25 protein-coding genes are annotated in these 24,949 nt (G+C 29.1%); 13 read left to right on the plus strand and 12 right to left on the minus strand.

The features are described 5' to 3' along the window. The first annotated feature begins 28 nt into the window (after positions 1-28). The 8 genes from AB0T67_RS08325 (at position 29) to AB0T67_RS08360 (ending at position 8,489) form a co-directional block, all read left to right on the plus strand. Entirely contained in the window at positions 29-532 is a 504-nt protein-coding gene (locus AB0T67_RS08325; RefSeq protein WP_369219922.1) for a hypothetical protein, read from the plus strand. A gap of 62 nt (positions 533-594) precedes the next feature. Continuing rightward, complete coding sequence (locus AB0T67_RS08330; protein ID WP_145993584.1) at positions 595-1,269, plus strand: hypothetical protein; 675 nt, start codon at positions 595-597, stop codon at positions 1,267-1,269. Further along, positions 1,269-2,273 carry a PspA/IM30 family protein gene (locus AB0T67_RS08335; RefSeq protein WP_369219923.1) on the plus strand — a complete coding sequence of 335 codons (1,005 nt, stop codon included), beginning with the start codon at positions 1,269-1,271 and terminating at the stop codon, positions 2,271-2,273. The genes AB0T67_RS08330 and AB0T67_RS08335 overlap by 1 nt, the downstream gene beginning before the upstream one ends. Positions 2,274-2,312: 39 nt before the next feature. Next, positions 2,313-3,863, plus strand: a complete 1,551-nt coding sequence (locus AB0T67_RS08340) for a phosphate ABC transporter substrate-binding/OmpA family protein (protein ID WP_369219924.1) — start codon at positions 2,313-2,315, stop codon at positions 3,861-3,863. After that, on the plus strand, positions 3,863-4,825 hold the full coding sequence (locus AB0T67_RS08345) for an ABC transporter permease (RefSeq protein WP_369219925.1): 963 nt from the start codon (positions 3,863-3,865) through the stop codon (positions 4,823-4,825). The genes AB0T67_RS08340 and AB0T67_RS08345 overlap by 1 nt, the downstream gene beginning before the upstream one ends. A gap of 2 nt (positions 4,826-4,827) precedes the next feature. After that, positions 4,828-5,637 carry an ABC transporter ATP-binding protein gene (locus tag AB0T67_RS08350; RefSeq protein WP_369219926.1) on the plus strand — a complete coding sequence of 270 codons (810 nt, stop codon included), beginning with the start codon at positions 4,828-4,830 and terminating at the stop codon, positions 5,635-5,637. A gap of 13 nt (positions 5,638-5,650) precedes the next feature. After that, a complete protein-coding gene (locus AB0T67_RS08355; protein WP_369219927.1) occupies positions 5,651-7,555 on the plus strand; it encodes an AAA family ATPase in 1,905 nt (634 codons plus the stop codon). A 1-nt stretch (position 7,556) separates the two neighbouring features. Beyond that, on the plus strand, positions 7,557-8,489 hold the full coding sequence (locus tag AB0T67_RS08360; protein WP_369219928.1) for a 2OG-Fe dioxygenase family protein: 933 nt from the start codon (positions 7,557-7,559) through the stop codon (positions 8,487-8,489). Positions 8,490-8,510: 21 nt separating this feature from the next. Here AB0T67_RS08360 and AB0T67_RS08365 read toward each other — a convergent pair whose 3' ends face one another. From AB0T67_RS08365 to AB0T67_RS08390, 6 genes are all read right to left on the minus strand, one after another. Then, complete coding sequence (locus AB0T67_RS08365; RefSeq protein ID WP_369219929.1) at positions 8,511-9,395, minus strand: rRNA adenine N-6-methyltransferase family protein; 885 nt, start codon at positions 9,393-9,395, stop codon at positions 8,511-8,513. Positions 9,396-9,495: 100 nt separating this feature from the next. After that, positions 9,496-10,215: a DUF1266 domain-containing protein gene (locus AB0T67_RS08370; protein ID WP_369219930.1), complete on the minus strand. Its 720-nt coding sequence runs from the start codon at positions 10,213-10,215 to the stop codon at positions 9,496-9,498. 4 nt (positions 10,216-10,219) lie between these two features. Continuing rightward, positions 10,220-10,477, minus strand: coding sequence for a hypothetical protein (locus AB0T67_RS08375; RefSeq protein ID WP_369219931.1), 258 nt, complete (start codon positions 10,475-10,477; stop codon positions 10,220-10,222). A gap of 160 nt (positions 10,478-10,637) precedes the next feature. After that, positions 10,638-12,392, minus strand: coding sequence for an aspartate--tRNA ligase (gene aspS, locus AB0T67_RS08380; protein WP_369219932.1), 1,755 nt, complete (start codon positions 12,390-12,392; stop codon positions 10,638-10,640). 135 nt (positions 12,393-12,527) lie between these two features. Next, positions 12,528-12,722, minus strand: coding sequence for a helix-turn-helix transcriptional regulator (locus AB0T67_RS08385; RefSeq protein ID WP_369219933.1), 195 nt, complete (start codon positions 12,720-12,722; stop codon positions 12,528-12,530). Position 12,723: 1 nt separating this feature from the next. Continuing rightward, on the minus strand, positions 12,724-13,104 hold the full coding sequence (locus tag AB0T67_RS08390) for a hypothetical protein (RefSeq protein WP_369219934.1): 381 nt from the start codon (positions 13,102-13,104) through the stop codon (positions 12,724-12,726). Positions 13,105-13,314: 210 nt separating this feature from the next. Between AB0T67_RS08390 and AB0T67_RS08395 the strand changes: the two genes are divergently transcribed. Then, a complete protein-coding gene (locus AB0T67_RS08395; RefSeq protein ID WP_369219935.1) occupies positions 13,315-13,662 on the plus strand; it encodes a HopJ type III effector protein in 348 nt (115 codons plus the stop codon). A 184-nt stretch (positions 13,663-13,846) separates the two neighbouring features. On the opposite strand, the gene AB0T67_RS08400 is transcribed toward AB0T67_RS08395, so the two are convergent. The 3 genes from AB0T67_RS08400 to pheS all read right to left on the minus strand — a co-directional run bounded on the left by AB0T67_RS08400 (position 13,847) and on the right by pheS (position 16,541). After that, complete coding sequence (locus tag AB0T67_RS08400; RefSeq protein ID WP_369219936.1) at positions 13,847-14,965, minus strand: SDR family oxidoreductase; 1,119 nt, start codon at positions 14,963-14,965, stop codon at positions 13,847-13,849. A 78-nt stretch (positions 14,966-15,043) separates the two neighbouring features. Beyond that, positions 15,044-15,439 (minus strand): hypothetical protein, encoded by a 396-nt coding sequence (locus tag AB0T67_RS08405; RefSeq protein WP_369219937.1) that lies wholly within the window; start codon positions 15,437-15,439, stop codon positions 15,044-15,046. A gap of 82 nt (positions 15,440-15,521) precedes the next feature. After that, positions 15,522-16,541: a phenylalanine--tRNA ligase subunit alpha gene (gene pheS / locus AB0T67_RS08410; protein WP_369219938.1), complete on the minus strand. Its 1,020-nt coding sequence runs from the start codon at positions 16,539-16,541 to the stop codon at positions 15,522-15,524. A gap of 266 nt (positions 16,542-16,807) precedes the next feature. Here pheS and gdhA point away from each other — a divergent pair, with 266 nt between their 5' ends. After that, positions 16,808-18,151 (plus strand): NADP-specific glutamate dehydrogenase, encoded by a 1,344-nt coding sequence (gene gdhA / locus AB0T67_RS08415; RefSeq protein ID WP_271230931.1) that lies wholly within the window; start codon positions 16,808-16,810, stop codon positions 18,149-18,151. A gap of 137 nt (positions 18,152-18,288) precedes the next feature. Here the strand turns inward: gdhA and glmS are convergent, their stop codons facing one another. The 3 genes from glmS to AB0T67_RS08430 are packed head-to-tail and all read right to left on the minus strand — an operon-like array spanning position 18,289 to position 22,560. Next, positions 18,289-20,145, minus strand: coding sequence for a glutamine--fructose-6-phosphate transaminase (isomerizing) (gene glmS / locus AB0T67_RS08420; protein ID WP_369219939.1), 1,857 nt, complete (start codon positions 20,143-20,145; stop codon positions 18,289-18,291). 9 nt (positions 20,146-20,154) lie between these two features. Continuing rightward, on the minus strand, positions 20,155-21,732 hold the full coding sequence (locus tag AB0T67_RS08425; RefSeq protein ID WP_369219940.1) for a DUF4270 family protein: 1,578 nt from the start codon (positions 21,730-21,732) through the stop codon (positions 20,155-20,157). Between the two features lie 9 nt (positions 21,733-21,741). Next, complete coding sequence (locus tag AB0T67_RS08430; protein ID WP_271230928.1) at positions 21,742-22,560, minus strand: glycogen/starch synthase; 819 nt, start codon at positions 22,558-22,560, stop codon at positions 21,742-21,744. Between the two features lie 96 nt (positions 22,561-22,656). On the opposite strand from AB0T67_RS08430, the gene panC reads away from it, so the two are divergent. From panC to AB0T67_RS08445, 3 genes are read left to right on the plus strand one after another with little or no spacing between them, the layout of a single operon-like run. Beyond that, positions 22,657-23,502, plus strand: a complete 846-nt coding sequence (panC, locus tag AB0T67_RS08435; RefSeq protein ID WP_369219941.1) for a pantoate--beta-alanine ligase — start codon at positions 22,657-22,659, stop codon at positions 23,500-23,502. Positions 23,503-23,550: 48 nt separating this feature from the next. Then, positions 23,551-23,901 (plus strand): aspartate 1-decarboxylase, encoded by a 351-nt coding sequence (panD, locus tag AB0T67_RS08440; RefSeq protein WP_101903293.1) that lies wholly within the window; start codon positions 23,551-23,553, stop codon positions 23,899-23,901. Positions 23,902-23,903: 2 nt separating this feature from the next. After that, positions 23,904-24,851, plus strand: a complete 948-nt coding sequence (locus AB0T67_RS08445) for a lysylphosphatidylglycerol synthase transmembrane domain-containing protein (protein ID WP_369219942.1) — start codon at positions 23,904-23,906, stop codon at positions 24,849-24,851. Positions 24,852-24,949 lie beyond the last annotated feature (98 nt).

Here is a 24,949-nt window from a genome sequence, read left to right on the forward strand (position 1 = left end):
TGTGAGTCAGCTATAAAAGAAGAAAAACATGACAGTATACGATCTTATAAACATACTTAGTAATAATTCAAACAATATAATAAACTACTATGTAGCCTTACTTTTAGTTACATTATTAGGGCTTTTATTTTCAAATATGATTCGCCCTAAATCGCCAATTTTATATGTGTATAGTATTTTAATATATGCTTTAGCGATACCAGGTCTTTTAGCTATTATTTTGGTTGTTTATAATTTTTTCTTCTTGCGTAAAAATTTAATGCAATTGGAATTAGTTACCTATTACTTACCAATAATAGCCATGATATTACTGTTTTTAATTATCAAAAAAACACTTCCTTTAAAAGAAATCCCTGGTTTTGATAAATTATCAGGGTTATTTATCATCTTATTTATTACTTTTTTAATTACCTATTTTATTCAAAAAGCAATTATAGGTGTTTTCTTTATTGGTAGTTTTACTCAGCTTATAGCTATATTCTTAGTCTTATTAGTGGTTTTAAAATTAGGTTGGAATAAATTTGTAAAGTAATGTATTAGGATAAAGACTTTTACTTGGTTAATTTTTTTAAATTTGTTAAAACTAGAGTAACTATGTTAAAAAATTTAAAATCGCTATTTTTTACTGAAGATGAAAGTGAAGAGGTGAACAAGAAAAAGGTAGTTTCAAAAGAGACCCCAAAATCATCAGTAGAAAAAGTAAGTGTTGTAAATGAATCAGCACCTATAAGTTCTAACACAAATACTAGTGGTACTGTTGATAATGCTATTGTAGAAAAATTATTAGTAGCAATTGAAAACAATAACTTAGAAGGATTTGATTATCTAGAATTTAAAAAAGCCTTAAAAGCTTTAGAAAAGATTCCGATGGATGAGGCTACAAAATATCGTTCAACCTATGCGGCAGCTTCTACAATGGGAGCAACTTTAGAGAGTTTATTAGAAACTATAAACCATTATATTGGGGTATTAGATACTGAAAATAGCACTTTTACAAAAGCTTTTGAAGGGCAATTAGTAGCTAAAATAGGGAATAAAGAAAAAGAAATTACACAGTTTGAAGCGGTTGTTAATGAAAAATCAGAAAAAATAAAACAACTTACAAACGAAATTACAAAGCATCAAAATCAAATTGAAGAGTTAAAAAAATTGATAGCTGATAGTAGCCATAAAATTACAAAAACTCAAAATGATTTTAAAATGTCGTACTTACATTTAAGAACGCAGTTTGAACAAGATGCTCAAAAAATAAAACAATACATAAAATAATGGAAAATTTTGCACCCAAATCTTTTTGGGAAAAACCAGAAGGAAAAACAGGAATGTTTTTTACAGCACTATTAGCAGGTGGAAGTATGTATTTTTTATACAAAGCACTGCCTTATCTTATTAATATTGTTGAAAACACCTTACATTTAGGATTACTTTTAGCAGGTTTAGGAGCGTTAATTTATATGATTTTAGATCCTAAAATGCGTAACCTGATTTTTTATATGTACAAATCGTTTATGCGATGGATTACAGGTTTGTTTATTTTAATTGATCCGATAGGAATTTTAAAAAGTTATATCGATGATTTAAAAGATAACTTAAAGAAAATGAACAAACAAATTGCTGTTTTAAAAGGTCAAATGAGAAGGCTACAGCAAATAATGAATGAAAATAAAAAGAATATCAATAATAATTTAAAGCTTGCAAGTGCTGCCAAAGAGAAAGATAAAAAAGGAATTATGATTCTGAAATCTCGTAAAGCAGGAAGATTAAGAGAATCTAATTTAAAGCTTGATGAGTTGTACCGAAAAATGGAAATTTTATACAGAGTATTAACAAAAATGTATGAAAATTCTGAAATTTTAGTAGAAGATATTGAAGACCAAGTAATGGTAAAAGAACAAGAACGTAAAGCAATACGTGCGAGTCATTCTGCTATGAAATCGGCAATGAATATCATTTCTGGTAACAACGATAAAAAAGAAATGTTCGATAGAGCTTTAGAAGCAATTGCTGATGATGTGAGTATGAAAATAGGAGAAATGGAGCGTTTTATGGAAATGTCAAACGGTTTTATGGATTCTATCGATTTACAAAATGGAATTTTTGAAGAAGAAGGTTTAGAATTATTAGATAAGTGGGAAAAAGAAGGAGTTTCTTTAATCCTTGGAAATCAAAAAGATTTATTAGTAAACGACAGTCATAGTGTAGATTTAGATGCACCAACATTAAAGAAAAACAAAAATCATAATAATCAGTACTCAGATTTATTCAATTTTTAAATCTTTACAATCAAAAAATAATATCAAAAAAAATAAATTATGGCAGGAAAAAAGTTAACTCCATTATCCAAAATATTAATTGTTGCAGTAATTATTGGAGGTGTTTATTTCTTATTAAATAAACTAAGAGATCCGAAGGTTAAAAATAAAATAAATGAAGTAACTGCAAGTGCTGATAATTCAGAAATCAAAGAAGGATACCAAGATGTATTAAATATCGGAGTTGTTACTTGGGGAGGTTATGCTGGTGGACAGTATTTTAATGAAGGTTTTAAAGCAAATACAAATTCTCGATTTTATAAAGATTACGGATTTAAAGTAAATTTTAAAGTAATTGATGATTTTGATGCTTCTCGTGATGCGTTTAAAAATGGCGATATCGATTTAATGTGGGCAACTATTGATGCCTTTCCTACTGAAGTAGCAGGATTATCGCAATATCAACCACAAGTTGTTTTTCAAGCAGATTGGAGTCGTGGAGGAGATGCAATTGTTGCACGTAGAGGAATTAATAAAGTAAGCGATTTAAGAGGTAAGAAAATTGCAGTAGCACCAATGACACCTTCTCATTCGTTTTTAATTTGGTTATTAGAAGCTGGAGATATCAGTGTAAAAGATGTTAAAATAATTGAAGTACCAAGTGCTATTGATGCTGCCGATGCTTTTAAAAGTGGAACAGTAGATGCTGCCGTTGTTTGGAGTCCTGATGATGCAGATTGTGTTCAAAAAGTAGCAGGAGCAAGTATTTTAGAAAGCACTAAAAATGCAACGCATATTATTGCTGATGTTTTTGTCGCTAAAAAAGATTTTATCGAAAATAATAAAGAACAATTAAGAGAATTATACGAAGGTTGGATGATTGGAGCTTCTGAACTTAATAATTCGGATACTAATAAAAAGAAAGCCGCTAAAATTTTAGCTGAAGGTTTATCGCAACCAGAAGATTTTTGTTATGATGCGATTAATAATGTACGTTTAGCTACACATGGCGATAATCAAAATTTCTTCGGATTAAATAATAATTACAACGGTGTAACAGGAGAAAATTTATACAATAAAATGAAAGTAAAGTATCAAAACTTAGGATACAATACTTCAGGTGCTAAAAGTTGGAGATTACTTTCTACAAAAGATTTAGTTACAAAAACTACTTCCTTAACAGGAGCAAATCATGTTTCTGAAAAAGAAAAACAATTCTCTAAAGCCAATGATAAATTAGCTAAAAAAGCATCTTTATCATCAAAAAAAGTAAGTATCAGTTTTAGAACGGGTCAGTTTATTTTAAGTGATAATGCGAAGCAATTAATAGATATACAATTTACGCCAATAGCAAAAGCTTTTGCAAATACACGCATCCGTATTGAAGGAAATACAGATAATGTTGGACAAAGAGGTTCTAATGTTTTACTTTCTAGACGAAGAGCGCAATCGGTTGCTAATTATTTAATTGATGAACATAATATGCCTAAAAATAGATTTATCATTTTAGGAAATGGACCTGATAAACCAATTGCTGGTTGTGAGAGAAATCAGAATAAAAACTGTCAGGCTAAAAATAGAAGAACCGATTTTGAATTAGTTGTAGACTAATGAATTATAAAAAATTATTTGAGTTACGAGGAGAACTTACATCAAAAGAAAAAATTACGCTAACTATTTTAGGGAGCGTAATTTTGATGTTATTTTGGTTTGTATTTGCTGAAGTTTTATCGAAAACAATCATTACCCAAAACGATAAAATTTCACTTAGTTCTTTATCCGAAGAAAATAGAAAATATTACGAAAGCGATTCGCTTTTAGTTGCTAATTACACACTTTTAGAAACAAAAAGTATTCAAGATTTAACACAATTCGGTTTAGTTAAAAATAAAGTATATCCTATTTTACCTTCGCCAATAAAAGTAATCAAAGCTTTTCCTGAATTAAATAAAGATGACGACGTTATTGGAAATACTTTTTTATCGATTAAATTAAATGTTTTAGGATATTTATTAGCAATTATTATTGCAATTCCTGTTGGTTTTCTCTTAGGATTAGTACCACTTTTTAGAGGTTTGTTTAGCAAAATAATTGATTCATATCGTTTTATTCCGCTAACAGCTGTAACAGGAATTTTTATTATGTGGCTCGGTTTAGGAAGCCAAATGAAAGTTAGTTTTTTAGCTTTTGGTATTGTGGTTTATTTAATTCCTGTTGTGGTTCAGCGAATTGATGAGGTTCAAAAAGTATATTTAAACACCGTGTTTACTTTAGGAGCAAATGCTTGGCAAACTATAAAATCGGTTTATATGCCGTATGTGTTTTCAAAATTAATTGATGATATTAGAGTGTTAACTGCAATTTCTTGGACATATATTACTATTGTAGAAATGCTAAATAAAGGTGGTGGAATTGGTGAGTTAATTTGGACTGCAAAAAGACAAAGTAGAATAGATAAGGCGTTTGCAATATTAATTATCATCGTTATTATTGGCGTAATACAAGACCGATTATTTGTAATTATAGATAAACTATTGTTTCCTTATAAACACATTAATAAAAACAAACGTTAACTATGAGCTTACTATTTACAGATAACGGACAAGCTTCTAATATTATCGAATTGCGTAATATTGAGCAATCGTATAATAACGGACAAACTAAAATTATTCAAAATTTAGATTTACTAATTGAAGATAAACCAATGCAAGGGCAATTTGCCGTTATTTTAGGAATGTCGGGCTGTGGGAAATCTACTTTATTAAGATATATTGCAGGTTTGCAACAACCAACTTCAGGAAGTGTTTTGGTAAAAGGGCAACCTGTTAGCAAACAAAATAGGGTGAGTATGGTTTTTCAGCAATACTCTTCTTTACCTTGGATGACCGTTTTAGATAACGTTGGTTTAGCATTAAAATTTGAAGGAATTTCTAAAAAAGAACGTGATGAGCGTGCTATGGAAATGATTCAATTAGTCGGTTTAGACGGACACGAAAAAAAGTATGCACAATATCCAAATTTATCAGGAGGACAGTTACAGCGAATAGCGATTGCAAGAAGTTTAATGTCGAATCCAGAAATTTTATTGATGGATGAGCCTTTCGGAGCTTTAGATGTTAAAACGAGGTTACAAATGCAAGATTTATTAATCAATATTTGGGAAAAATTTAGCCCAACTATTTTATTTGTAACCCATGATATTCAAGAAGCGGTGTATTTAGCTGATGATATTTATATCATGAAACACGCACCGTCAAATTTTGTAAAACATATTAATGTCGATTTGCCTTTTCAACGAAATAGAGATACTAAAAGATTATCTCATTTTGATGAATTAGTACATCAAGTAGAAGATGCAATGATGGCAATAGATTCAGAAAATTAATAATAAATAGTCTATGAATAGTACAAAATCGTATAAAATAATCGACCTATTTTTTAAGAAATTATCTTTAGAAAATACGCCTTATTTTTTTAAAGGAAAATTGGTAAATCCTTTAAAAATAATTGCTATTTCTGCGGATTTTTCAAAACTAAAAATTAAAGATGAAGATTTATTATTGCTTTATTCGTCAAAGAAAGATAGCAATGATTTCGATTTTGTAATTACTTCAAAACATATTCACACAAAAAGCAACACGTATTTATTAGAAATTACGGCTTTAAAAAATGACGATTTTCTTTCTTTTGATGAAGAGCATTTATCATTAATAAGAAATTTGGTGAGTGATTTAGGTTTATCAGTAAATGAAGAAAAGAAAAATTTAGTTTCTTTTACTGATAAATTTAAACGCTTTGTGAATCAAAAAGAAAGTAGTGCTACTAATTTTGATATTGATGCTTCTTTTTTAGAAATTTTAAAAAATGAAGGTGATAAAATTCAAAATTTAGCAGACGATTTAAATAATAATAAACGGTTTTCATCAGTAATTAATGATATTGTAACTAAAACCGATGATGCCGTAAAATTTACCGCCGAACACATTATATTACAAGATATTATTAAAGTTTTTAATAAGGTTTGTAATTTAACAAGTGAAGAAAATAAAATAGCAACGCTAAGAATTAAGTTTTTATTGGCTTTTTTGTTTGAAAAATTACAAGGAAAGGATATTATCAGTAGTTTGAGTATCGCCCGAATAAATGAATTTGTTACTTCAGATAGTTTTGATAAAAATATCGAAATTATAAAAAAAGCGACTCTTTTTGATTTAGGAGATACTTATAAAAATGAGTTTTTATTACCGCTAATTTTAAAGCGATTAAAGAATCCACATTTTTCAAATTCAGCTGCTTTTTTATATCGAATAGCTTCTTTAATTGTAAAAGCAGATGGAACAGTATCCGAAGAAGAACAAGAAATTCTTAAAAAGATAAACGATAAATTACAGCATCCGAAGGAAAAATTACAAGGTGTAAAAGAGGTTGAGATTGATGAAAATGAAACTTTAGAAGAAGTTTTAGAGGAATTGAATCAATTGGTAGGTTTGGACAATATTAAAGGCGCAATTGCTGAATTATCGAATTTTTTAAAGGTTCAGAAATTACGAGAATCCGAAGGATTAAAAAGTGTAAATAATTCGTTGCATTCTGTTTTTATGGGACCTCCAGGAACAGGAAAGACCACGGTAGCACGTTTAATTTCTAAAATATATAAACATTTAGGGTACTTAGAAAAAGGACATTTAATAGAAACTGACCGTAGTGGAATGGTTGCGGGTTATGTTGGGCAAACAGCTTTAAAAGTTGAAGAAATTGTAACCGCTTCGTTAAATGGTGTTTTATTTATTGATGAAGCATATGCGTTGGCAAAAGATGCTAAAAAAGATTTTGGAAACGAAGCAATTGAAGTATTGCTGAAAAAAATGGAAGACCACAGAAAAGAATTGGTGGTTATTGTGGCTGGATATCCTGATGAAATGAAAGGTTTTATCAATTCAAATCCTGGGTTGCAATCTCGTTTTAATAGGTATTTTACTTTCGACCATTATAAACCAACAGAATTGGTCGCTATTTTTGAGCTTTTTTGTAAAAAAAATGATTTTGTTTTAGCTGCTGATGCTAAAGAAAAACTCTTATTTATCTTTGAAAAACTCTACGAAAAAAAGGATAAAAACTTTGGAAATGCTCGTGTAGCAAGAAATTTTTTTGAAAAAATAATTGAATATCAAGCAAACAGAATTATTGCAATTGCTCCTATAACAAAAGAATTATTAATCACCATTGTTGAACAAGATATACCGCCAGTAAATAAAACAGTGGAAAAATATTTGATGTTTCAAGAAGCCGAAGAAGTACTATAAAATGATTACCGAAAAAGAGATATCTGAACAATTAAAACGAACTATAAAAGCGCCAATTCGTATTGGTTCGTTAACTGATTTAGCCATTAATAAAGCCGATTTTATAGCATCTTTTAAACCTTTTTTTGATACTGATTTAATGGATGATGTGTATTTGGTTAAAAATAATCAAATTGCATTTTTAAAGTCGGTTTTTATAGAGGATATAGTTTCTTTAGAAAAAATACATCAAGATTATTTTGAAGGAAATTTATCAAAAAGTGTTTTAAATCCTTGGATTGATACATTATCAGAAAATCAAAAGAAAGAATTTTTAATCCTTTCTAAAATTACAAGACAACGAAATATTTCTTCTTTTACAGTCGAGAAATCTGCAGAAAAATCCGCAGAAAAACAAAGAAATAATTTACTTGTAAAACGAATTGAAGCAAAATCATTTAAACAAGATGTATCTGATTTTAGAGTTTGGAAACGTGTTTTTAAACAAGCTTCTAAAGCATCTGTAGAAAATGAATTGTTTAAAAATCTTTTAAAAGAAGTGTTTCTTTTGATAAGTGAAATTCATCCAACTACTCAAAAGATAAAAGTTACGAGTCATTTTATGCGCACAATTTCTGATATTCAGATAAAAGGAGAAAACTCTCCAGAAGGTGTTCATGAAGATGGTGCAAAATATATTGTTTCTGCTTTGGTTATCAACAGAACAAATATTTTAGGAGGAGAAACTCAAATTTTTGAAGCTGTTTCAGAAAAAAAAGAACTTGTTTTTAATACGATTTTAGAAGCGGGAGAATTTGCTTTTCAAGCAGATACTGGCGAAGAAAAAGAATTTGGAACTGATTTATGGCATTATGTAACGCCTATTCAGCCGATAAATTTAGCTGAAAAAGGCATTAGAGATATTATTGGTTTTGATATTGAAATAGTATCTTAATAAATATTATTTACTGAAAAATTAAGAAAGCATACAGCTAATTTTATCAAGAGAATCGCCATATTTAAAACTAAAATCAATATGTATTAAATCGCCTGCTTTAACATCTAAAGTATTGGTGGTTTTTAAAACGGTAGGAGGCATTAAACTGTCTGTTCCTGTAAAATTAGCACCTTCTGTAACTTCTACATACGATTCTAAATACAAAGCATTAATAGTTCCCGAAAATAAAGCAGGAACTGAAAAACTTAAATTTACACCTTCTTTTTTCTCTTTTAACAATTCGATTTCATTGGCTAAAAATTGTTGCGATAAAAACATCGGCTGATGTCTTGTAAACATTACAGGATAATGGTGTACATTTTCATCTATTTCAGCCTCGCATAATCTTGCAAAATTCACAATTCTATTCGGGAATAATTTACCATCAGGTTTTAAAAACTGACGCATATGCTGAAAAATTTGCACTTGAAATTCATTAGCACAATAAATACTCATTAATTCACCAATAACATGATCTACTTTTTCGGGTAAATTGACGGTAAGTGCATCGGCATAAATAACTTCTACTTTATCTTTCCAATCGTATTTTTCAATTTCTTTGTTGATAAAAGGAATTAAATCGGGATTATTTTCAATTAAATACGCCTTTTTAACATACGGCATATATAATTTTGTTAGCGGTAAAGTACCAACGCCAATTTCACAAACAACGGCATCTTTAAAATTGTTATTTAGCTCAAAAGCTTTTTTAAATGCGTTGACTCTTTGTGTATCAGTTTCCATTATTTTATAATAAATTTCAGGAAAACCAAAATGAGATTCATCAAAAGTTTGTGCTTTTAATAAGGCATATTTTAAGGTATCGTAATTATCTATAATTTGATTGTGTAATTTGTCGTTCATTAATTTTGTAGGTTTTTATAAGATAAAAGTAACAAAAAATCTCGTACTAAAATTAGCACGAGATTTTTAATGTTTGCTTCTGATATATCGTAAAGTGTTATTATTTGTATGAAAATTTTGAGTAAACAGTTAAAAATTCTTTTTCTCCAAGTAAATTTTTACCACTTAAAAGTTGTTCAGATTCTATAATTACATCGTCTAAATCAAAACCTTGCATTGTTCTTCCTAATAAAAATGAAATTGTATAATCTTTCCAATTTGAACCTAAATTTTGTGCTGTATTAACTGCTTGATTAATAAAGTTCCAACATTCTTCTTCTGTTAAATAATCACACCAAAAACACCATTTTGTTAATGATATCGCTCTACAAGTATCCCAAGCAAAAGTTGATTTTACTTTATGTATTTCTTCTAGTTCTAGCTTTAAGCCTTTTGCTATTTTCTTTTCTATTTTGGTTAAATCATCCGAAGAACTTAATAAATATTTATCAAATTCCTGACTTCTTTCAAGTGAAATTAAAGCACTAATTGTTTCAATAGCTTCTTCTTTATTTGATATTTCCCAAGAATCTCTTAATCCATTTTTATAGGTATCAATTGAATCTTTAGGTTTAATTTCTAATATATCTTCACCTCTGTGGTAAGAAAGTATTGCTCCAAAGACTAAGGCATTTTTTTCGCTTTTGTTTAAAGGTTTAAGATTATTAAATTTTTCTAATTGTTTTTTCTTTCTTTTACTCGCATAAGTGATTACAAAAATTATATATATTGTAAAAACGATTGCAATTGCGCCTATTATGTAGTATGTATTTTGATTCATATTATTATAGTTTATTTCTTAATTGTTGTATTCCTGAAATTAATGCAAAAAGCCCTAAGCCCTCAAAAATTGCAAGAATTGCATATTTTCCACCAAAATCATAGACTATTTGAAATACTTTTTTCATTCTTACGGGTAACCCAGCTTCTTCTGTTGTTTTCATATCAAAAAAGAAATATATTCCTCCAATAATTAAAACGATACCAATAATAAATACCCAGAATTTGTTTTGTTTCTCTAATACATTTTCAATTTTTTCCATATTTTTTTATTTCATTTTGAATACGAATATAATTAATCTAAATAAATTTTATTGATTTTAAAATGTTAATTTCGATTAAGTTATAAGCCTAAATCAAACAAAAAATCCCGTACTAAAAGCACGGGATTTTATAATATATTAAAAAAAAGAATATTTAGTTTTACTCTTTCAAATCTAATTTAATGCTTAATTCTGATAATTGTGTATCATTTAAAGCAGCAGGAGCATCAATCATTACATCACGCCCTGAATTATTTTTAGGGAAAGCGATAAAATCACGAATTGTTTCTTGTCCGCCTAAAATAGCAACTAATCTATCTAATCCGAAAGCTAAACCTCCGTGTGGTGGTGCGCCATATTCAAAAGCATCCATTAAGAAACCGAATTGCTCTTTTGCTTCTTCTTCGGTAAATCCTAAATGTTTAAACATGATTGCTTGTGTTTCTTTGTCATGAATTCTGATAGAACCTCCACCGATTTCATTTCCGTTTAACACTAAATCATAAGCGTTTGCTTTAACTGCTCCAGGATCTGTATCTAACAATTCTAATTGCCCTGGTTTTGGCGATGTAAACGGGTGGTGCATTGCGTGATAATGCCCTGTTTCCTCGTCTAATTCTAATAAAGGGAAATCAATAACCCATAACGGAGCAAATACTTTCGGGTCTCTTAAACCTAAGCGTTCTGCTAATTCCATTCTTAAAGCCGATAATTGAGCTCTTACTTTATTGGTGTCTCCAGATAAAACACATACTAAATCACCAGTTTTTGCGCCTGTAATTTCTGCCCATTTAGCTAAATCTTCTTGATCGTAGAATTTATCTACAGAAGATTTGAATGTTCCATCTTCGTTTACACGAGCATAAATCATTCCTAAAGCGCCAACTTGAGGACGTTTTACCCATTTAATAATATTGTCTATTTCTTTTCTTGTGAATTTATTTCCTCCAGGAACAGCGAAACCAACCACTAATTCAGCACTATTAAAAACGCCAAAATCTTTATGTTGTGTTACTTCGTTTAATTCGCCAAATTCCATTCCAAAACGGATATCTGGTTTATCATTTCCGTATAAACGCATTGCGTCATCATATAACATTCTAGGGAATTTATCAACTTCAACATTGTTAATTTCCTTTAATAAATGACGGGTTAATCCTTCAAAAATATTTAAAATATCTTCTTGCTCAACAAAAGCCATTTCACAGTCAATTTGTGTAAATTCTGGCTGACGGTCGGCACGTAAATCTTCATCTCTAAAACACTTTACAATTTGAAAGTATTTATCCATTCCACCAACCATTAATAGTTGTTTGAAGGTTTGAGGCGATTGTGGTAAGGCATAAAATTGCCCTGCATTCATTCGAGAAGGCACTAAGAAATCACGTGCTCCTTCAGGAGTTGACTTGATTAAATAAGGCGTTTCAACTTCTATAAATTCTTGGTCAGATAAATATTTACGCACTTCCATAGATACTTTTGATCTGAAAATCAAACTATCTTTTACAGGATTACGACGAATATCTAAATAACGATATTTCATTCTGATATCTTCACCACCATCAGTTTTATCTTCGATAGTAAAAGGCGGAGTTTTTGCTTGGTTTAAAATTTCTAATTTAGTAACCAATACTTCAACTTCACCAGTAGCGATGTTTTTATTTTTAGATTCTCTTTCAATAACAGTACCTGTAACTTGAATTACAAATTCACGTCCTAAGGTTTTTGCTTGTTCGATTAAATCTTTAGAAGTACGCTCTTCATCAAAAATTAATTGCGTAATTCCGTAACGATCTCGTAAATCGACCCAAATCATAAAACCTTTATCACGTGATTTTTGTACCCAACCAGAAAGGGTTACTTCAGTATTAATATGCGAGGCTGTTAATTCGCCACAAGTATGCGTTCTGTACATTTCTAGAATTTTAGATTCACAAAATTACGGAATTATAAGGGTATTTTATCTAAGTTTTTTAACTTAAGATAATTAGTAGTTTATCTATAACATAAATGATAAGGATGAGTATAATTTGTATCATAATTAATTTTTTTATTCATCAATATCAAATAAATATTCTACGGTAACATTAAATAAACGTGCCATTTTAATAGCCAATGTTACTGATGGATTGAATTTTTTGGCTTCAATAGCATGAATAGTTTGTCTTGAAACACCTAATTTTTCTGCCAATGCACCTTGTGTTAAACTGTGCCTTGCTCTTTCTACCTTAACTAGGTTTTTCATGTTAAAATTGTCTTTTTTTAAACCAAAATATTATTAAGAAAATAAGTAAAAAAACATCTAGAAATAATGAGTTATCTACTTTTATATTTTTAAAAATAATAAAAGTAATAAATGATATAATAATACTGATTATGAGTGTTAATTGATAGCTTTCTAGTCGTAGTTTATTAATATAATCATCTTCAATTTTCTCTTTTGATAAAAAATAAATTAATAACCCTGAGTAAAGTATAATATCATAATGCCAAAAATCATTTGTTATTACAAAAGGTTCATTATAAAATCCAGCAACAAATCCTGTGTATGCTGATGGAATTGCTCCTATTATATATAATATAATACCTAGTTTTTTAGACCAATTAGGGAGAATTTGTGTGTTCATAGTTTTTTCATCAAATGTAAATAAAACTTTACATTATTAAATCAAAACTTTACTTTTTTTAATTTATTTTTTAAAAATAGAATTTTTTTAAAATTTTAGTTTGATTATATTTTAACTTTTTACAACTGTTTTTTGAGTGATTTTACATAAAAAATGTAATTTTACACGTTTTTTAGAAGATAAATAAACAACTAGATAAAATCTATAATTATGAAATTACAAGAATTTAAAAATACTTTAAAGAATACACCTAAAAACATTCAATTTTCAGATACGATTAATGTAATTGAAGAAAACTATAATTTTACGCCATCAGCATTTAAAAATGGAGATTTAGAAAATGCTAGTACTCAAAATTTAGGTTCGTGTAAAGTGCTTTCTTTTGCCGTAAAACAACAATTAAGCAAAGAAGAAGCATTGGCTTGTTTTGCACAATATTATTTTATTGATGTTTTAGAAAATCCAACAGCTACAGATCATCAGAATATTAGAAATTTTATGAATACAGGTTTCGAAGGACTTTCTTTTGAAAATGAAACTTTAAGCGAAAAAGTATAATTCTTGATATAAATAATCAAAATTAGTAAAAATGCCTAGCCCTGATTGAAGCATTTGTTTGAGCTCTTTTTTTGATTTTTCTTCAAAAAAAAGCGAGTGCGGAAAGCAGGAAATTGCTTCAAAAAAAAACACCTATCGTAATTTATAAATTATAATAGGTGTTTTTTTTGATGAAAAATAAGGTTTACCAATCTTCGCCTTTAAAATCTTTAGATTTGGCATAACTAATAGTATTTTCTAAATAATCTTCGGTATTATATTTTGGTATCGGTAAAATTGATTCTAATAAATTAGTATCATATTCGTAAGGATCAGAAATTAAATATTGGTTTAAATGCAATCCAATAGTTTTGTAATAGATGTTTTCTAATCTGTTTTTACTTTTTAATAATGAACCACCTGTTGACGAATTTAAAAAAGTAAAATTATTAAAATCTACTGTTTTTAAAATTCGTTTCATTCCTTTTACAATATTGGTGCTTTTAGAATGTACAATATTAAGTTGCTCTATTTTTTGTTGATATACAGTTGCTATTATTTTTGCAACATAATCGACAGGAATAATATTTAAACCTGTTTTAAAATTGGTGGTAATTCGAATAGGATTATTAGCAAGCGGATTTTTATAAAAAAAATTTCCTAAAAGATAATAAACCATGTAATTTGAAATAAAATAAGGCGATTTATTAAAAATATTTCCGCCTAAAACGCTTGGTCTTAATATTTGAATAGCGACGTTATTTTTTTTCCCTTTTTTTAATAAAAACTTCTCGGTAGTGTGCTTTGCTTCTTCGTAAAAGTTGCGGTATTTAGGCTTTTTTGTAGCGTGATAATCATTATCAATTAATCCGCCAATATTACCAATACTAAACGCCGTACTTATATAAGTGAACTTTGTAATGAAAGATGAAAATGTGTTAAATACCTTTTTTGTAAACTCATAAACACCATTAAAAACAACATCTCGTTGCGATTTATCGGTGGTTAAATTTACACTTCCTGCGGAATGAATAAAAAAATTGGTTTCATCTTTAGATAAAAAAGTTTCAGGTTTAAAAAATGAAACCATATCTAAAGCTCTAATTTTTTGAGCGATTAACTTTTTATTTTCAGTAATAAATGAAGGTGAAGCATCACTATTTATTATTTTTTGAACTCTTTCTAATGCTGATTTTCCATTTTTTTCTCTTACAGGAAGAAATATATGTTTGATGTTATCTTGTTGTAATAATTCATAAAAAACCTGAGAACCTAGCGTTCCTGTACAACCTGTAAGAATAACATTTATTTGATTTTGTTGCATTTAAATATATAATTAAACTATTGTTGTTAACAATCTGAGTTTTTTAATGAAAAATAACAATATTTATTTGTGAAAATATTATTTACAAACAACACCTTTTTTATTTAGTATATCAATATCTCTAAAAAAACCTTCTTGAATAGTTCCTTCTTGAAAGATAAATGTTTTATCGTGTAAAATATTATTTTCGAAAAAAGTAACCTGAAATTGATTATCTAAAGCAAATAATTCTGGTTGCATTATTTCGAATTTAGAAAAAGATTTTGCTTTTAAAAGATCTATTTTTCTACGGAATAATGATGTTTTTTTAGTTTCAGAAAATCCTTGAGAAACGATAACAACCATTTCTAAATCTACTTCTTTTTTATTGATAATATAAACGTTCCATTCATCTAAATTATCATTTGGATTTTTTTCTAAAGTGATGGCAATTTCTACATCAGTAACTCCTGGTATTTTTATGTCTTTTCTCATTTAATCTATGTTAAAAGCAAAAAGTTGAAAAGTAGAAGTGATTCTTAACTTTTCAACTTTTTGTATTTATGGTAACTTTTATTTATATAACCGATTTAAATTGCTCTAAGAAACGTTTGTCATTTTCGTAAAACATTCTAATATCAGGAATTTGATATAATAACATTGCGATACGTTCAATTCCCATTCCGAAAGCGTATCCAGAATATTTAGTAGGATCGATATTTGCATTTTTCAATACATTAGGGTCAACCATTCCGCAGCCCATAATTTCTAACCAACCTGTTCCTTTTGTAATTCTGTAATCGGTTTCAGTTTCTAATCCCCAGTAAATATCTACTTCGGCACTAGGCTCTGTAAATGGGAAATAAGAAGGTCTTAAACGGATTTTAGACTTACCAAACATCTCTTTGGTGAAATATAATAAAGTTTGCTTTAAATCGGCAAAAGATACATCAGTATCAATATACAAACCTTCTACTTGATGAAAAATACAGTGCGCTCTGGCAGAAATATCTTCGTTTCTAAAAACACGACCTGGCGAAATAGTTCTAATAGGTGGCGTGTTGTTTTCCATATATCGAACTTGTACCGATGAAGTATGTGTTCTTAATAAGGTATCAGGGTTTTTATCGATAAAAAAAGTATCCTGCATATCACGTGCTGGATGATATTCAGGTAAGTTTAATGCTGTAAAGTTATGCCAGTCATCTTCAATTTCTGGTCCTTCAGAAACTGTAAATCCAATTCTGTTAAAAACCTCAATAATTTGATTTTTAACCAAAGATATTGGATGACGAGAACCTAAGTTAATCGGTTCTGACGGACGGGTTAAATCGCCATAAAAACTTTTATGTTCAAAGGCACTTTCTAAATTATCATTTAGTTCAGTTACTTTGTCTTCTGCAGATTTCTTTAAAGTGTTTAATGCTTGTCCAAAATCTTTACGCATTGCTGGATCTACATTTTTAAATTCAGCAAACAAATCTTTTAATAAACCTTTACTTCCTAGGTATTTTATTCTGAAAGTTTCAACTTCTTCTTTCGAATTTGCTTGAAAAACATTTACATCACCAATCAATTCTTTTACTTTGTCTAACATCTTATCTATCCAAAATTTGATTGCAAATTTAATATTTTTATATCAAATTTACACAATATCTATAATTATTAAAAATTGATGAAATAGAAATAGGAATTCTTTTAGTGAATACCTGTTTCTCTTATATAATTGATAAATAAATATTAAAATTAGTTAATTTTTTATGTTTTTAAATTTAACAGATTGTAAATTAATTATATTTGCCTAACAAAATTTGTTAAAAAGATTAATACAACAACATATACACTAATATAACAACTAAGATTATGGAATCTAAAATAAATGCATTTATGGATTACGTTAAAGAACGTAATTCTAATGAGCCAGAATTTTTACAAGCTGTACACGAAGTAGCAGAAACTGTAATTCCATTTATTGAAAACAATCCTAAATACCAAGGGAAAAAATTGTTAGAGAGAATGGTTGAACCTGAAAGAACTTTAATGTTTAGAGTTGCTTGGGTAGATGATAAAGGAGAAACTCAAGTAAACAGAGGATACAGAGTTGAGTTTAACTCTGCTATCGGACCTTACAAAGGTGGTTTACGTTTTCACCCATCTGTAAACTTATCAATCTTAAAATTCTTAGGATTCGAGCAAGTATTCAAAAACTCTTTAACTACTTTACCAATGGGTGGAGGAAAAGGAGGTTCTGACTTTAATCCAAAAGGAAAATCTGATAGAGAAGTAATGGCTTTTTGTCAATCTTTTATGTCTGAATTATTCCGTCATATTGGTGCAAATACTGATGTTCCTGCTGGAGATATTGGTGTTGGAGGAAGAGAAATCGGATTTATGTTCGGTCAGTACAAAAAATTACGTAACGAATTTGTTGGAGTTTTAACAGGAAAAGGTGCTTCTTGGGGTGGTTCTTTAATTAGACCAGAAGCAACAGGTTACGGTGATGTTTATTTTGCTGATAACATGTTAAAAACTAAAGGAGATTCTTTTGAAGGTAAAACTGTTGTTGTTTCTGGTTCTGGAAACGTTGCACAGTATGCTACTGAAAAAGCTACCGAATTAGGAGCTAAAGTAGTTACTTTATCTGATTCTTCAGGATATATTTATGATGCTGACGGAATTGATGCTGAGAAATTAGCACACGTTATGGAAATTAAAAATGTTCGTAGAGCTAGAATTAGCGAATATGTAACAAAATATCCTAACGCTAAGTTCTTTGCAGGTGAAAAGCCTTGGTCTGTAGCTTGTGATGTAGCTTTACCATGTGCAACTCAAAATGAGTTAAACGGTGAAGAAGCTAAAACATTAGTTGCTAACGGATGTATTTGTGTTGCTGAAGGAGCAAACATGCCTTCTACACCTGAAGCTGTTGAAGTATTTGTTGCTGCAAAAATATTATTTGCTCCAGGAAAAGCTTCTAATGCTGGTGGAGTTGCAACATCTGGTTTAGAAATGAGTCAAAACTCATTACGTTATAACTGGACAAGAGAAGAAGTTGACGCTAAATTAAAAGCTATTATGAATGATATTCACGCTTCTTGTGTTGAGTATGGTACGCAAGCTGATGGTTACGTAGATTACGTAAAAGGAGCAAATGTTGCTGGTTTCGTAAAAGTTGCTGATGCAATGTTAGATCAAGGAGTTGTATAATAATTCCTTTTTGATATATTATAAGCACGCTATTTATAGCGTGCTTTTTTTTTGATATATTTTAGATGATATTTAAAAATAAAAAAATCCTGAGATACTATCTCAGGATTTTTTTATTTTATTATGATTATAACTGTTTATTCAACAGTTACAGATTTTGCTAAATTTCTTGGCTGATCTACATTTTTTTCTAAGAATACCGCAATATGATACGATAATAATTGAAAAGGAATTGTAGTTAACAACGGAGTAAAAGCTTCATCAGTATCAGGAATTTCAATTACATGATCTGCAATTTCTTTTACTGTAGTATCGCCTTCTGTTACAATAGCGATAATTTTACCACTTCTAGATTTTATCTCTTGAATATTACTAACAACTTTTTCGTAATGCCCTTTATTAGTTGCAATTACAAAAATTGGCATATTTTCATCAATCAAAGCAATAGGACCATGCTTCATTTCAGCAGCAGGATATCCTTCTGCATGAATGTATGAAATCTCTTTAAGTTTTAAAGCTCCTTCTAAAGCTACAGGAAAGTTAAATCCTCTACCTAAATATAAGCAGTTTTTAGCGTCTTTATAAACCTTTGCAATTTCCTTAATTTGCTCGTTAGTTTGTAATAATTTTTCTACTTGAGAAGGAATTTGTTGTAATGTTTGTAAATAATTATTTACTGCAGATTTAGACAATGTTCCTTTCTCTTTAGCTAATTTTAAAGCAATTAAAGAAAGTACTGTTATTTGTGTAGTAAATGCCTTTGTTGATGCAACTCCAATCTCAGGACCAGCATGTGTATAAGCACCAGCATGAGTTTCTCTTGCAATAGAAGAACCTACAACATTACAAATACCAAAAACAAATGCTCCTTTAGATTTTGCTAATTTAATAGCAGCTAAAGTATCGGCAGTTTCTCCTGATTGAGAAATAGCGATTACTACATCATCTTCATTAATAATAGGGTTACGGTATCTGAATTCAGAAGCATATTCTACTTCAACAGGAATACGAGCCATATCTTCAAAAAGATATTCACCAACTAAACCAGCATGCCAAGAAGTACCACAAGCAACTATAATAATTCTACTTGCATTTTTAAATTTAGAAATGTTATCATCAATACCAGCCATACGAATAATACCTTTGTCTGGTAACATTCTTCCTCTGTAAGTATCTATAATAGCTTTTGGTTGTTCGTAAATTTCTTTTAACATAAAATGGTCATATCCACCTTTTTCAATTTGGTCTAAACTTAATTGAAGTTCTTGAATATTAGTATCAATTTCTTTGTCATTTTCAATTTTACGAACTTTTATTCCTTTATTTTTTTTGATAATAGCTAATTCACCATCTTCTAAATAGATAGCATTTTTAGTATATTCAATAAAAGGAGAAGCATCAGAAGCAACAAAAAATTCTTCATTATTTTTTCCAACACCTATTGCAATAGGGCTTCCTAAACGAGCAACAATTAGTTCGTTAGGTTTATTTTTATCAAAAACAGCAATAGCGTATGCTCCAATAACATTTGTAAGTGCTAATTGAACAGCTTTACCTAATTTACAGTTTTCATTTTTTTGAACCTCTTCTATAAGGTTTACTAATACTTCTGTATCAGTATCACTTTTAAAAGTATATCCTCTTGATATTAATTCTTTTTTTATAGTATCATAATTTTCAATAATTCCATTATGAACGATAACTAAATTTCCAGATTCAGAAATATGAGGATGAGAATTAGTATCGTTAGGTACACCATGAGTAGCCCAACGTGTGTGACCAATACCTATATTTCCTTTCTTTCTTTTTTCGTCTTTATTAGTAATAGTTTCTAAATCAGAAACTTTTCCTTTAGTTTTAGATAAATGTATTGATTCTCCATCATACATCATAATTCCTGAACTATCGTAACCTCTATATTCTAAGCGTTTTAACCCATTTATAACTATTGGGTATGCTTCTCTATGACCTATATATCCTGTTATTCCACACATAGCAATGTTTTATTTTTCTTTTGAATATGATATTTTTAATACAGCTCTTTTTACTCCGTTAGCAGTTTCACTTCCGTTTAACAATGTAACTCCTCTAGGATTCCAATTATATGTTCTAACATTTACATCAATAGCATTATTTTTTATAGCACTATCTGTAGGGTTATTATATACTTTTAATATTAAAGGTTCAATATCACTTGTTGTACCATCTAATAAGTCAGAAATATAATCTTTTATACTAAAAGAATATTTCTCAGGTTTATCATCCTCTGACAATTGAATATAACCACCAAAAGTAGCTATTTCTTTATAAGCATCTGTTAATTGTGTTGGAACAATTCCTTTAGTTCCTTTATCTATATTTTGATAAATAAATAACTTTTGAGGTACTATATTTTTATTCGTATTAATATTTTGATTGACATAAAAAGTTAAAGAAGCATCATTAATTAATAACTTATCATCTCTTAACTCTTGAAGCTTACTTTCGTTTAATATTGTAATTTTTGCCATCGTTCCAGCAGTACCTTGTACTACAAAATTATTTGAAGGTACAGTTGTAGTTGCATCTGACATTACATATTTACTGTTTTTTATACCAGATAAAGGAAAAGAGTATTTTCTATTTAAAGTATCTTTAACAGTAGATCCATCCATAACAGATTTTGTATAATGAAAATCTAAAGATGGAGTAGGAGTTGAACTTAAGTTAAAAGGTACTAAAGATCCTTCATTTCCTGAAGCCATAATTTTAAGCCCATAAAAATATTCATCAAAAAGTTTTTTAGATGCAAATTCATTTCCTTCGAACTTATCCCAAAATAAGGGTTTCATTTTTGTTAAATCCAAAGGAATAGCTAAGAAAGGTAACGCTGCTGATTCGCTTGATGTTTTTACCTTAACCTCTTCTAAATATGTTTTAGAAGGATCCATTCTATTTATTTTAGAATAACTAAAAATGGTATCTTTTTTAGCATTAGGGCTAAAAGTAAAGGTATCATCTTCATTTAACAAATTAGTACCTAAATAGGTTTTATTCGATAAATAAGTATTCTTTTTTGATGGTTCACTAGGGTTTAAAGAACTTAAAAATGTTTCGTTCTGAAACACTTTTAAAGATGTTGGTTTACTTGGGCTACCTAAAATAGAATCTAATTTAAAACTAGTCATCCCTTCAGATACTCCTGTAGAAGTTGCAGGATAAGGTATTTTTAAAATTACTTTATCTAAGTTATAGATGGTATCTGTTCCAGAAGTAGCTTTATTTTTTAATCCTGACACATATGCCAATTGGCTAATAATAGACGCTTCAATTCCTTTATAATTACCATCTTTATATACACCTAGCCAATATTCACCTAAAGTACTACTTATATTGTCTGCTCTAACAGCTTTATACGCATCGTTAGTATTTGAGTCTGATATATCAATTTTTTCAATAGCGACATCTAATAATAATTCGCCAGTTTCAAATTTTGTGTTATCAATAACACGACCACTTACATCGTTAAAATCTTTTTCACATGATATGATAGTAGCTAAACATAACAAGCTAATACCTAAAACCCCAATTTTTCTAATCATTTGTATTATTTATTCACTTATTTCTAAAACATTTTCTTTGTAAAAATCTAAATACGCCTCTGTTAAAGTTTCTTCTGATTGAAATTCTAAGACTTTTGTTGCTTTTTCGGCAATAAAATCATTAATTTCATCAGGTAAAACTTCACTACCTTTTACAATAGCATCTGAGTTTTCAATGGCACTTTTTAAGATATTAATTTGATTCGGTGTTACAATAGTTGCAATTTTTGATTCGTCAATTTTATCAAAACGAACTTTATTTGCTAATTCACTATTTAACTCACCTTCAAAATTATTTTGATAAATCGAAGTTACAATTTTACTTTCCGTAAACAATGGTTCTTCTTTATAAAATTCTCTTAAATATAATGGAAGTAAAGACGCCATCCATCCATGAATATGAATTACATCAGGTGCCCAGTTTAATTTTTTAACAGTTTCTACAACTCCCTTTGCAAAGAAAATCATACGTTCGTCATTATCATCAAACATTTTGTCATCTTCATCAGAATATACCGCTTTACGCTTAAAATATTCTTCATTGTCAATGAAATAGACCTGCATTCTTTCTTTAGGAATTGAAGCAACTTTAATGATTAATGGCATATCCATGTCATTAATTATTAAATTCATTCCAGACAAACGAATTACCTCATGTAATTGATGCCTTCGTTCGTTAATTACCCCAAAACGAGGCATAAAAATACGGGTTTGAACTCCTTTAGAATGTGCGTTTTTAGCAACATTAAATGCAGTAGACGATAATTCTGTTTCGGGTAAATAGGGTATTACCTCTGATGAAACGTATAATATTCTCTTATCCTTCATTAAATCGGTCTATTTTATTGAATGCGCAAAAATACGAAAATTTATGCTATAATGATGTTAAATTGCTAATTTTGCACGTATTCCAACTATAATAGAATGAAAGTTTATAAAACTAAATCAGAATTAAAAGCATTTTTATCTCCTTTAAAAAAAGAGAATAAATCAATAGGGTTCGTTCCTACAATGGGAGCTTTACATCACGGTCATTTATCGCTTATTAAAAAATCAAAGAAAAAAAATGACATTACAGTGGTTAGTATCTTTGTAAATCCGACTCAGTTTGATAATAAAGAAGACCTTATAAAATATCCTAAAACCATTGAAGAAGATATTAAATTATTAGAAAGTGTTCAATGCGATGTGTTATTTTTTCCATCTGTAGAAGAAATATATAGTGAAGTTATCGATGCTAAAAAATTTAATTTTGATGGATTAGAACATCAAATGGAAGGGAAATTTAGAGACGGTCATTTTGATGGTGTTGGTACTATTGTAAAAAAATTATTTGAAATTGTAAATCCGAATAAAGCTTATTTTGGTAAAAAAGATTTTCAACAATTTCAGATTATCAAAAAAATGGTTGAAAAACATCATTTACCTGTTAAAATTAAAGGGTGTGATATTTATAGAGAAGATGATGGTTTGGCTATGAGTTCTCGAAATACTCGTTTAACAAAAGAATATCGTAAATCTGCACCTGATATTTATAAAATATTAAAAAAAGCAAAGAAAAAATTTGGCACAAAAAGTGCAGGTGAAGTTACAAAATGGATACAGAAAAAATTTAAAAAGCATCCATTATTAGTCTTAGAATATTTTACTATTGCAGATGAAAAAACTTTAAAAACAGTTAAAAATAAAGAAACAAATTGTGAATGTCGTGCCTTTATTGCTGTTTTTGCAGGTGATATCCGATTGATAGATAATATTCGTTTAAAATAAATTCAATCAAAAACAATACATTAATCATTAAAAAACTATTTTTGCCGTATGTTAGTACAAGTAGTAAAATCTAAAATCCACCGCGTAAAAGTTACGGGTGCCGATTTAAATTATATAGGAAGCATTACCATTGATGAAGATTTAATGGATGCTGCAGGAATTATAGAAGGAGAACGTGTTCAAATTGTGAATAACAATAATGGAGAACGTTTAGAAACATACGCCATTCCTGGACCAAGAGGAAGCGGTGAAATTACATTAAACGGAGCTGCTGCCAGAAAAGTTGCTAAAGGTGATGTATTAATTCTAATCGTGTATGCGTTTATGGAATTAGAAGAAGCAAAGAAATTTAAACCTTCTTTAGTTTTTCCTAATGAAGCAGATAATACCCTTACGTAATTTTGAATTTCAAAAAAATCTTAAAAATCATATTACCGCTCATTTTGGGCGGTTTTTTAGTTTGGTATTCTATCTCTAAAATTTCTGTTGATATTTTATTACAGTATTTTAAAGATGCAAATTATTCGTGGATTGCTTTAGGCTTATTTTTTGGGATTTTAAGTCATTTATCAAGAGCATATCGTTGGAAGTTTTTATTAGAACCAATGGGCTATAAACCAGATTTTGGAAATAGTACTTTAGCCGTTTTGGTAGGTTATTTAGTTAATTTAGCATTACCAAGAGCAGGAGAAGTTTCTCGTGCAGCGGTTATGACAAATTACGAAGATATCCCTTTTGAAAAAGCCTTCGGAACTATTGTAGCCGAAAGAATTGCCGATGTAATTATGATGTTAAGCATCATTACTATTACACTTTTTCTTCAGTTCGATTTTATTTACAACTTACTTACCAAAAATTTCGATCCTATAAGAATCGGAATTATTTTATCTGCATTAATTCTTTGCTTTTATTTAGTTACTCGTTATGTTAAAAAGGCAACTTCAGGAATTGGTTTAAAAATCAAAAGCTTTATTTCAGGATTAGTAGAAGGTGTAACAAGTATCTTCAAAATGAAAAATAAGTGGGCATTTATATTCCACACCGTATTTATTTGGTTGATGTATGTTTTAATGTTTTGGGCAACTATCCCTGCAATTAGTGGTTTAAATGTTCCTTTTGGAGGTGTTTTAATCGGTTTTATTGCTGGCGGATTTAGTATTGCAGCTACCAACGGAGGTATTGGTTTATACCCAATTGCTGTGGCAGGAGCTTTGGCTTTATTTGGAGTATCCGAAGAACCTGCAACCGCTTTCGGTTGGATTATGTGGACAGCTCAAACAGCTATGATTATTATTTTTGGCGGATTAGCTTTCTTATTTTTACCTATTTATAATAAAAACAAAAAGTAATAATAATTTATTGGGCGTTACCTTGCAGGTCGCGCTTTCATTACTCGCTTTTTTTATTTTTTCGAAAAGAAAAAAATAAAAAAGAGCTCAAACATGCC

The organism is Tenacibaculum salmonis (assembly GCF_041053065.1).
GTDB lineage: Bacteria > Bacteroidota > Bacteroidia > Flavobacteriales > Flavobacteriaceae > Polaribacter > Polaribacter pacificus_A.